Here is a 9,860-nt window from a genome sequence, read left to right as displayed (position 1 = left end):
CCGCCCGCTGCCACCTCGACAACCAGGTCCGGCAGCCCGCCGCCTGACCGTCTCGCGGTGGCTTCGGCCGCCGCCCACCCCACACCCTCCGCAGGCATCCCTTGGAATCGATCATCTAGTCGCGGTCGTGTTCTATGTTTTGAAGTTCACTGCGTCGTGGTCGAAGTGGATGCTGCGGTCGCCTTCCTTGACCGTCCCGTGGATGCAGAGGTCGAAGGACCTGGTGCCGAGGGTGTGAAGGACAGCTACAGGGCCCATGTCACAAGTCCTTTCCGCCACAGCGTGGCAATATCCCCGACCAGCCGAGCCTGCCGCAGGCGGTTCGGGTGCCTTAGGCAGGGCCCTGGCTGTCTGGGCCCGGATCACAGGATGACGATGTGAAAGGGCTGGTCGGAGGCGTTGCCGCTGCGGCCGGTAATCACGCGGACGCTGTTGGGGGTCTCGGAGTCACCGATGTAGACCTCGCTGCCCGGGTCTGCGTTCTGGTCGAGAGTTGCCTGGTAGGCCGCTCCTTGCCGCCTCACGGACGCTTCCAGCGCGACGTCGTAGCGACCCGTGCCGAGCTTGGTGACACCGGTGACTCCCTGGGCACGCATCAGGGTGCCGTCTGCGTGGACCGCGGCGGTGGCGCGTACGTAGAGGGAGTTGATCTGCTGGTCGATGACGGCGTGCGGTTCTTCGAACGGGATCAGGCGCCACTGCTGCGTGACGGAGCCGCTTGCCGCATGTTGAACGACGTGGTGACTCTTGGTGCCGGCGGTCACGACGTCCAGGAGTTTGCCGCTGGAAGCGCTGGTGAGGGTGTAGGTGTCTTCCGCAGTCCGGGTGAACCGCCACTGCTGGTTGATGCCGCCGTCGGCCTCCCACTGATGGAGCTTGGCACCGTCCTCCGTACTCCCCGCGGGGTTGTCCAGGCACTTGCCGCTGAAGACGTTGCGCAGGGTGAAGCGGGCGTCGCCCGCCTGGGCCAGCTCCCACTGGTGACTGGCTCGGCCATTTCCCCGCGTAGCCCGCGCGGCTGTTCCGTTGTCCTTGCTTTCGTCGGCGAGGCCCAGGAGATAGCCCCACTTCCGCTCAGCCAGCAGGTACACACGGTTCTCGGGCAGCTCTCCTTCGGAGGGGACGCCTATGCGCATTGACTCGATACTCATGCTCCATCGCCTGGAGTCCCAACTGGTGTCCGATACGCGCGTGTCGTGCAAGTTCGTGCGAGCGCCCCCGTTCGGAATCACCAGCTCGTTGGACACGAAGGCGGGCCCGGTGTAACAGGTCACGTCGTACCCCGTGCGGTTCACCAACGACATGCCCTTGCCCTGGAAGCGGTAGGCGGACAGGTCGACGACGCTCTCATCACTGACCAGGACGCGGTTGGCGTTGTCACCGCCATCCGTGTTGAAGTGAAGGTTGCCGTAGAGCGCCCACGAGCCTCTCGGGCACGCAGCGGTGCCGCAGTCCGTGATCACCTTGACAGCCATTCCGTCTCCTCTCCCGCTACGACCACAGAGCACGGTCGTTCCGGCCAGGCCAACCTGCCCGGGCATGCCCAAGTCAAGATCGCCGTTATACGTCGTACCACTGGATTCCAGCCGCCCATGACCGAACTCTGCAGTCAGTCCGACGACGCTCCGCCGGAGGCGGGTGGGCTGGGGGCTCGGAAGCCGAGACAGTGATTGAGGGCGTCGCCCAGGACGGGGTCGGGAGGACCGCTGTGGTCCATGCCGAGTTGGGCAGCCACGTCGGTGGCATGGAGGCGGACGGCGGCTTCCAAGAGCTGGGCGTAAGCGTCGACGGCGCTACGGAAGCGGTACCTGGAGGTCAGGGCGAGGGAGGCGGCGAGCGGGCCGGCGGGCCACCACCATGCGGTCAACGGGGCGTAGAGCAGCGCCCAGCCTCCGAGGGCGGCGGCGCGATTGAGGGCCTGCTCGGCAGCCGTGATCTCGGCACGGGGGGTCTCGGGCAAAGTCAGCCACAGAGACGGCCACAGCACGGCCACGTCGAGGTGATGGTCACGCTCCAGACGTACAGCTGCTGCGTGAATGCGGTCACCGCTCCAGGTGGGCCGGGCCGGTTCCTCGGCGGCAATGCGCTGCCTGGCGAGGTGTGCAGCCCTACGTGGTACGGGATCGGGCCGACTCCCAGTGCGGGCCAAGGACCGGGCGTCAGTGCTGAGTTGCTGCTGGTAGCGGTGCACGGCGGCGGTCCAGCGGGTGCGGCGGCGCCTAACGACGGCGCCGGCCCACCGCTGCAGCGGAGGCGGCCAGGCGTGCCAGTCGGCGGCCAGTGCGGTGCGCTGGATCAAGGTCCCCAGCCCCTGGGCAGCCAGTCCGGCCGCAGCAGCGGCCGAGAGGACCGCGCCGATCAGCACCACCTGGCCGCCGACGGTCGTCGCGACGGGGCTTCTGGCCCAGTGGGTGATCCGGTCGGTGAGGCAGCCGAGGTCCAGGGCGTGGGCCTGACCGAGGACCCGGGCGGTGGTGGCAGTGGTCAGGAAGAGGGCCCCGGGCAGCACCAGCAGGGACAGCCAGCGCTCGGCGAGCTTCTGCCCCAGGGCACTCAAGAACCCGTTCACCACTACAACCGCTCCTTGCGCAGGGGTCGGCCGCTGATCCGGCACGGGGCCGCGCCGGAGCTGTCCGGCCAGGCATGACGCGAGCACTGACCGGTCGGGCACAGCAGCACCCATTCGTCGGGCGTGGCGGAGCTGACGCCGATCGGGTTCAGGCCGCGGGCGGTGCCTCGGACGCCCGCGGCGTCGCCCGCGGCCAGCAGGGCCTCGTGCAGCGCGCTCAACGGTGCGGCGAGCCCCTCCCCGTCCTGCAACGCTGCCAGCAGGCGATCCAGCGGATCCCCGCCATCACGGCCGTACGCCTCCAAAGCCGCACGGATACGGTCCAACTGGTCGCACACGTAGGCGATGCCCTCGCGTAAGTCCGATGCCGTTCCGTCGCCGTACTGGTTGTCCTGATCCGCCTGGTTGGGCACCCCGTCCCCCATCGTCTGCAAGCCCTCACGGCTGCTGCGCCGCGTCTGTGCGGTGCACGACGTCGGCTACTTGGTCGAAGTGTTCATGGTGTCCGAATCGGCCCTGACTGGGCAACGGGTGTTTCTCGTTTGATAATTGACGGCTCGGCAAGTGCGGGGGTGGTTCGTGGAGCGGCGTGATGAACTGATGCGGGCGGTGCGGGAGCGCATGCAGCGGGTCGGCGCCACCGGCGACGCTTCCGAGATCCTCTCCCCGGCAGCGCGTGCGGAAGCACAGCACCTGGTCCGGTACGCCGACGCCGACCCTCCCGATCTGGAAGCCGCTCACGTGCTGGGCCGGCTGCACCACCGGCGGGCACGCGCTCTGCCTCGCGCGAGCGCCGAGCAGGACCGGGCGACCGCCATCCGCCTGTTCACGAAATGCTTCATCGCGGGGAGGACGGACCTGCCGCAGTCCCTGCTCGGCGACCTCGTCGTGGCGGCCCTCCCCGCCGCACAGGACCTGACGAACGGCTTGGTCACGAACGCGGAACCGGCACGTGTGACAGCAGCCGTGGACCTGTGGAGACGCATCCTGCGCAGCCTCTCGGACGACCATCCCGATCGCGCCGACGGCCTGACCAAGCTCCGCTACGCCCTGCTGACGCGGTTCCAGGACACGCAGAACCCAGAAGATCTGGAAGAGGCCGTGCAGGCGATGCGCGCCGCCGTGGACGCGACCCCCCACAACGACCCGCGCCGCCCCCGCCGCCTGTACGTACTGAGCATGGCCCTGGAGGAAGGTTACGAGCAGTTCGGGGATGCGGACGTCCTGGACGAAGCGGCGGCTGCGGCCCGCGCTGCTGCCCGGACCACCCCGCACGACGACCCGCAGTACGCCGAGCACCTGTGCGGTCTCGGTCGCGTGCTACGGACGCGGTACCAACGGTCCGGGGAGTCGACGGATCTGGACGAGGCGGTCCGCGCAAGTCGTTCCGCTGTCGAGGCCACCATCCACGACGACGCCGAACGCGGTGGGCGCCTGGACGATCTCAGCACCGCTCTGGTGCTGCGCTTCGAACGCTTCCGGGAACGGGGGGACCTGGACGAGGCCGTGGAGGCGATCCGCGCCGCTGAGGCTGCCTCCCCCGGTCTCCCCCAGCGTGCCGAACGCCTGAACACGCTCGCCTTGGTCCTGATGATGCGCTACGACCGATTCGGGGAGGTGAGAGACCTCGATGAGGCGGTGGATGCGATCCGCTCCGCCGACCGGGCCATGCCTCACGACCACCCCCACCACGCCTGGCGGCTGAACGGGCTCGGCCAGATTCTCGCGAAACGGTATGCGCATCTTGGGCGGCCGGATGATCTGGAAGAGGCGGTCGAGGCGAGCCGTGCAGCAGTCCGGGCCACGCCGCACGAGGATCCCGACCACGTCGGGCGGTTGCACACGCTCGGCTTCGTCGTGGCGACGCGCTTCGCGCGCTTCGGGGAGGTGGAGGATCTCGCCGAGGCGGTGGCGGCCATTCGTGCCTCCCTCCAGGCGACCCCACACGACGACCCTGATCACGCTGGACGTCTCGAACTGCTCAGCTCGGCGCTGGTGATGCGCTTCAGGCAGTTCGGGGAGGTCGAGGATCTCGCCGAGGCAGTGACGGCGAGTCATACCGCCGTCCAGGCCACTGCCCGTAGTCACCCGAACTACGCCTCGAGGCTGATCAATCTGAGCCATGCCCTGCAGGAGAGGTACAGGCATACGGGGCGGTCGGAGGATCTCGACGGCGCGGTGGAAGCCTGTCGTACCGCCGTCGAGGCCGCCCCGCCCGAGGACCTCAGTCACGCTCAGCACCTGGACTCACTCAGCACGGCGCTGGTGATGCGCTTCAAGCGGTTCGGGAAGGTCGAGGATCTCCATGGCGCGGTGGCGGCGAGTCGCACCACCGTCCAGGTCACACCGCCAGAGCACCCCGGGTACACCGCTTTCCTGGGCAATCTCGGTACCGCCCAGGTGCTGCGCTTCGCGCGGTTCAGGGAGGTAGACGCTCTGGACGAGGCGGTGGCGGCGCACCGTGCCGCCGTCCAGGCGACCCCCGAGGACCACCCAAATCGCACTGCGCGCCTGGAGAACCTCAGCCGCGCCCTGGAGACACGGTTCCGGCGCACGGGGAACGAGGAGGACGCGGATGCGGCGGTGGCGGCGATCCGCGCCGCTGTCCGGGCCACCCCGCCGGAACGCCCTGACCGAGCCGGACAAATGGACACGCTCAGCATCGTCTTGATGGCCCGCTACGAGCAGTTCGGGGAACTCGAGGTGCTCGACGAAGCAGTGGAGGCCAGTCGTACCGCCGTGCGGTCCACCCCTCTTGATCACCCCGGTCACGCCGTCTGCCTGGGAAATCTCAGCATCGCGCTGGCGAAGCGCTTCGAGCGGCTCGGGGAGCCGGAGGCTCTGGACGAGGCGGTGGAGACCAGTCGTGCCGCCGTCCACGCGGTACCCCACGACCATCCGCAACACGGCAGGCACTCGTACAACCTCGGCTACCTACTGCACGAGCGGTTTGGGCGTACCGGGCAGATTCAGGACCTGGATGAGGCGGTGGAGGTATGTCGCACCGCCGTCAACGCCACTTCACATGACCACCCCGACCACGCCGAGCGGCTGACCATGCTCTGTCTGGTTCTGGCGAGCCGCCATGAGCGCAGGAGGGAGTCGCGGGATCTGGATGTGGCGGTGGAGGTATGTCGCGCTGCCGTCCGCTCCGCACCTTACGACGACGCCAACCACGCTGCCGCCCTGACCCAACTCAACATGGCTCTGGTGCGGCGGTTCAGGTACAGGGGGGAGCCGGCGGATCTGGACGAGGCAGCGATGGCGAGTCACGCCGCCGTCGACGCTACCCCCCACGGCCACCCCAACCACGCCCTGAACGTGAGCAATCTCGGCTACATCCTGCAGTGGCGTTACAGGCACACTGGGCATGCACGAGATCTGGACGGGGCGGTCGAAGCGATCCGCGCCGCTGTCCACGCCACCCCGTACGCCGACCCGGAACACGCCCGACGCATGAGCATTCTCGGGGATGTACTGGAGAAACGGTTCGGACGAACGGGGCAGTTGGCGGATCTGGACGCGGCCGTGGAAGCCAGTCGAGCCGCTGTCCATGCCCTACCCCACGACCACCCGGAACGCGCCACTGTCCTGGCCAATCTCGGCAGCGTCATGCGAAGGCGTTTCCGTCGTTTTGGGGAGTTGGGGGATCTCGACGACGCGGTGGAAGCCGGTCGAGCCGCCGTCGAAGCCTCTCCCCACGACCACCCGGAACGCCCCGCGCTGCTGACCAATCTCGGCCTGATTCTGGGGATGCGACTCATGCGCACCGGGGACCCCACGGATGTGGATGAGGCGGTGGAAGTGATCCGCACCGCTGTCCACGCCACCCCGCATGACCACCCCGAGCGCAGTCGGCATCTGAACGGCCTCAGCCAGGTCTTGCAGGAGCGGTACCGGCGCAGAGGGGAGCTGGGGGATCTGGACGAGGCCGTGGAAGCCAGTCGAGCCGCTGTCCACGTCCTCCCCCTTGCCCACCCCGAACGCGCCGAACGGCTGGCCGCGCTGTCCACGACTCTGCTGGGCCGCTTCGGCCACACGGAGGAGTTGGGGGATCTCGACGACGCGGTGGAAGCCGGTCGAGCCGCCGTCGAAGCCTCTCCCCACGACCACCCGGAGCGCGGCGCCGACCTGGCCATTCTTGGCGCTGCTCTGAGGAGCCGCTTCCGACGCAGGGGGGAATCGAGGGATCTGGACGAGGCGCTGAAGACGATCCGCGATGCCGTCCTCGCCACTCCCCACGGCCACTCCGAACACGGCCTGTATTTGACCAGCCTCAGCGACATCTTGCGGGATCGGTACCGGCACAGGGCGAAGTCGGGGGATCTGGACGAGGCGGTGAAAGCGAGTCGCGCTGCCGTCCGCTCAACGCCCGACGACCACCCCAACCACGCCGCATTTGTGCACCACCTCGGCAGGGCCCTGCAAGAGCGCTTCGAGCGCGTCGGAGAGTCGGGCGATCTGGACGAGGCCGTGAAGGCGATCCGTGCCGCGGTCGACACCACGCCCCACGACCACCCTGTCCGTGCCGAGCGCCTGCACAGTCTCGGTCGTGTCCTGCAGATGCGCTTCGCGCACACGGGGATGCCGGCCGACCGGGACGAAGCGCTGGCCGTGCTGGGGCAGGCTGTCGACGTGGAGACCGGACCGATATGGCATCGGATCATCGCGGCACGCACGGCAGCCGCCTTGACCGCCCCTTCGGACCCAGGCAAGGCCGCCCGCTTCCTGGAGCAAGCAGTACTGATGCTGCCGGAACTGGTGCCGCGTCGCTTGCGACGCGGTGATCAGCAGTACGCCCTCGCCAGCAACGCCGCCGGTCTCGCCACCGACGCGACGGCCCTGGCCCTGGCGGACACCAGCGGCAGCGCACAGGAACGAGCCGTTCGGGCGCTGAGGCTGGCGGAGGCCGGCCGGACCGTTTTGTTGTCGCAGTCACTGGACACCCGAAATGACCTGACCGATCTGAGCAGCCAACATCCGGAACTGGCCAGGCGTTTCACCGAACTCCGTGATCTCCTTGACGAGGACCCCGGGATCATGGCTCCCGGGGTCGCCGCCGGCCCTGAAGGTCCGGCGGGCCGTGAGCGCCACCGGTTGGCGGCAGAGTTCGGGCAGTTGTTGCGGCGTATCCGGGCCTGCGAGGGTTTCACCGACTTCGGCCTGCCGCCGAGCTTCGACGAGCTTTTGAAGGAAGCGGCCCATGGCCCCGTGGTGACGTTCGTCATCAGCCACCATCGCGGCGACGCACTCCTGCTCACGCGCCAAGGCATCACCTCTGTCCCGCTGCCAGGGCTCGCCGCACATACCGTCCGTGACCAGGTCGACACCTTCTACCGGGCATTGGCTGAGGCGACGGCGCCGGACAGCGATCGCATCGCCGCCCAGCGCACCCTTCGGCAGATCTTGGAATGGCTCTGGGAAGCTGCGGCCGAGCCGGTCCTTTCCGCTCTGCAGGACTTGGGTGAGGCGATGCCCCCGGACCAGGACGGTCAACCGCTTCCACGGGTGTGGTGGGCACCCGGCGGACTCCTCGGACTGCTGCCCCTGCATGCCGCCGGTTTCCACACCGACCCCCCGGCCGACCCGCACCGCCGCACCGTCCTGGACCGGGTGATCTCGTCCTACACCCCGACCATCCGCGCTCTACGGCATGCACGCAGGCGCCCCACCCGACCTGCCGGCACATCCCAGTCCCTGATCGTGGCCATGCCGACCACCCCCGGCCACAGCCCACTGCGGCACGTCCCCGAGGAAGCCCGCCGGATCCGGGCACTACTGCAGTGCCCGGACCAGCTCATCGAATCCGACCCCGCCCCCGACGGCACCTCCATGCCCCCGAGTCCCGACACCCCGACCACCGCCACCGTCCTTGCCCGCCTCCCGCAGTGCGCCATCGCCCACTTCGCCTGCCACGGTGCCACCGACCACACCGACCCTTCCCAGAGCCGTCTACTCCTGCACGACCACGCCACGACACCGTTGACCGTCTCCGCCCTCGCCCAGGTCAACCTCGACCGCGCGCAGTTGGCCTACCTCTCCGCCTGCACCACCGCGGCCCCCGGAAGCTCCGACCTACTGGACGAGTCCATCCACCTCACCAGTGCCTTCCAACTCGCCGGATTCCCCCACGTGATCGGAACCCTGTGGCCGATCGACGACCGCTTGGCCGTCGAAATCGCCGAATCCTTCTACACCAACCTCACAACCGGCCCGGCCGGAACGCTCGCCCCCGATCAGGCTGCCACTGCCCTCCACCTGACTGTCCGGACGGTACGCGACCGATACCCGGCCACCCCTTCCCTGTGGGCGGCCTACCTTCATGCCGGCGCGTAGACGAACTGCATGGCGGCCTACACAGGGACCACACCCCCCGTCCCCCGCCGATCCCGGCCGGCCGGCGCGGGCAGGGAGGCAGCCCGGCGGGGTGTGCCCCTGTCGGCAGACCGGGCTGTGGGGTGGTGTCCGACGGGACCATCAGCAGCCTGGGACGTGTGCACTGCGGCAGTGTTCGGCCCGAGCGCAGTATCGAGATCGAGGCGGCGGAGCTCATGGCCGCCGTTCCGACAGCCGCCACGGCACCGATCGCCGGACTCCCGGCGGAGCCGGCATGAGCATTCGCGACGCCACCCCCCTCGGACGCCGATGACGTCTACCGTCTGCTGAGCGGGTTCGTGACGAGCTACCGGCCCGACCGAGTGGTCTTCGACGACGTGACATTCCCTCGTGCCATCGAGGCCGCCGCAGCCGGCAGAGCCGAGCTCCCTGTCGCCGAGCAGGACTCGCGTATGGTCGCGTATCTGCTCGCGCTGCGGATGCCCACCCTTTTCGCCGGCGGAACGATCCTCGAGCTGCTGGAGCTCACCGTGGATGCGCCTTTGCGTGGCCGCGGTACGGGTTCCGCGCTGGTCCGGGCCGTTCAGGCAAGGGCCCGAGAGGCGAAGGACGTCGAGGTGACCGTGCCGACGCACAGGGCGGCCGACTTCTATCGCGGTCTGGGGTTCCACGAGACCGCCGTCCGTCTCAAGTGGTCCACTACTTGACTGCTCTCCTCCCTGAAGGGAGGAGATTCCTGGCTCAGGCTGCCTGTTGAGGCGGCGCCTCAGCGGGTCTTGCGCCCTCGGCACCAGCCGGGTTCAGACCTGCCCGGACGAGCATCACGCGGGCGGAGTTCTTGTCCCTGGGGGATACGGCTGCGCACACGGTGCAGGCATACGTTCGCGTCGAAAGAGGCAGTGCGTGCTTGGTTCTCACTCCGCACGTTGCGCAGTCCCTCGTGGTGTGCACGGGA

General features: G+C 68.7%; 7 protein-coding genes. 2 read left to right on the top strand and 5 right to left on the bottom strand.

The window, feature by feature from the left end:
• Positions 1-132: 132 nt before the first annotated feature.
• The 4 genes from ABZ471_RS45985 to ABZ471_RS45970 form a co-directional block, all read right to left on the bottom strand.
• Positions 133-258 carry a hypothetical protein gene (locus ABZ471_RS45985; protein WP_359075122.1) on the bottom strand — a complete coding sequence of 42 codons (126 nt, stop codon included), beginning with the start codon at positions 256-258 and terminating at the stop codon, positions 133-135.
• A gap of 104 nt (positions 259-362) precedes the next feature.
• On the bottom strand, positions 363-1,475 hold the full coding sequence (locus tag ABZ471_RS45980) for an RICIN domain-containing protein (protein ID WP_359075121.1): 1,113 nt from the start codon (positions 1,473-1,475) through the stop codon (positions 363-365).
• A 134-nt stretch (positions 1,476-1,609) separates the two neighbouring features.
• Positions 1,610-2,569 (bottom strand): hypothetical protein, encoded by a 960-nt coding sequence (locus ABZ471_RS45975; RefSeq protein ID WP_359075120.1) that lies wholly within the window; start codon positions 2,567-2,569, stop codon positions 1,610-1,612.
• Between the two features lie 2 nt (positions 2,570-2,571).
• The gene (locus ABZ471_RS45970) at positions 2,572-2,982 is read right to left on the bottom strand and encodes a hypothetical protein (protein WP_359075119.1); all 411 of its coding nucleotides are present in this window, start codon (positions 2,980-2,982) and stop codon (positions 2,572-2,574) included.
• A gap of 166 nt (positions 2,983-3,148) precedes the next feature.
• Between ABZ471_RS45970 and ABZ471_RS45965 the strand changes: the two genes are divergently transcribed.
• Both ABZ471_RS45965 and ABZ471_RS45960 read left to right on the top strand, forming a co-directional pair.
• Positions 3,149-8,905, top strand: coding sequence for a CHAT domain-containing protein (locus ABZ471_RS45965; RefSeq protein WP_359075118.1), 5,757 nt, complete (start codon positions 3,149-3,151; stop codon positions 8,903-8,905).
• 338 nt (positions 8,906-9,243) lie between these two features.
• Complete coding sequence (locus ABZ471_RS45960) at positions 9,244-9,612, top strand: GNAT family N-acetyltransferase (protein ID WP_359075117.1); 369 nt, start codon at positions 9,244-9,246, stop codon at positions 9,610-9,612.
• Positions 9,613-9,646: 34 nt separating this feature from the next.
• Here ABZ471_RS45960 and ABZ471_RS45955 read toward each other — a convergent pair.
• The coding region (locus ABZ471_RS45955; RefSeq protein WP_359075116.1) for a zinc ribbon domain-containing protein at positions 9,647-9,860 on the bottom strand (214 nt) is incomplete at its 5' end.

The organism is Streptomyces sp. NPDC005728 (assembly GCF_040630895.1).
In the GTDB taxonomy this organism is placed as follows: domain Bacteria; phylum Actinomycetota; class Actinomycetes; order Streptomycetales; family Streptomycetaceae; genus Streptomyces.
Note: the sequence above shows the minus strand (reverse complement) of the source record. Positions and strands in the feature narration are given on the sequence as shown.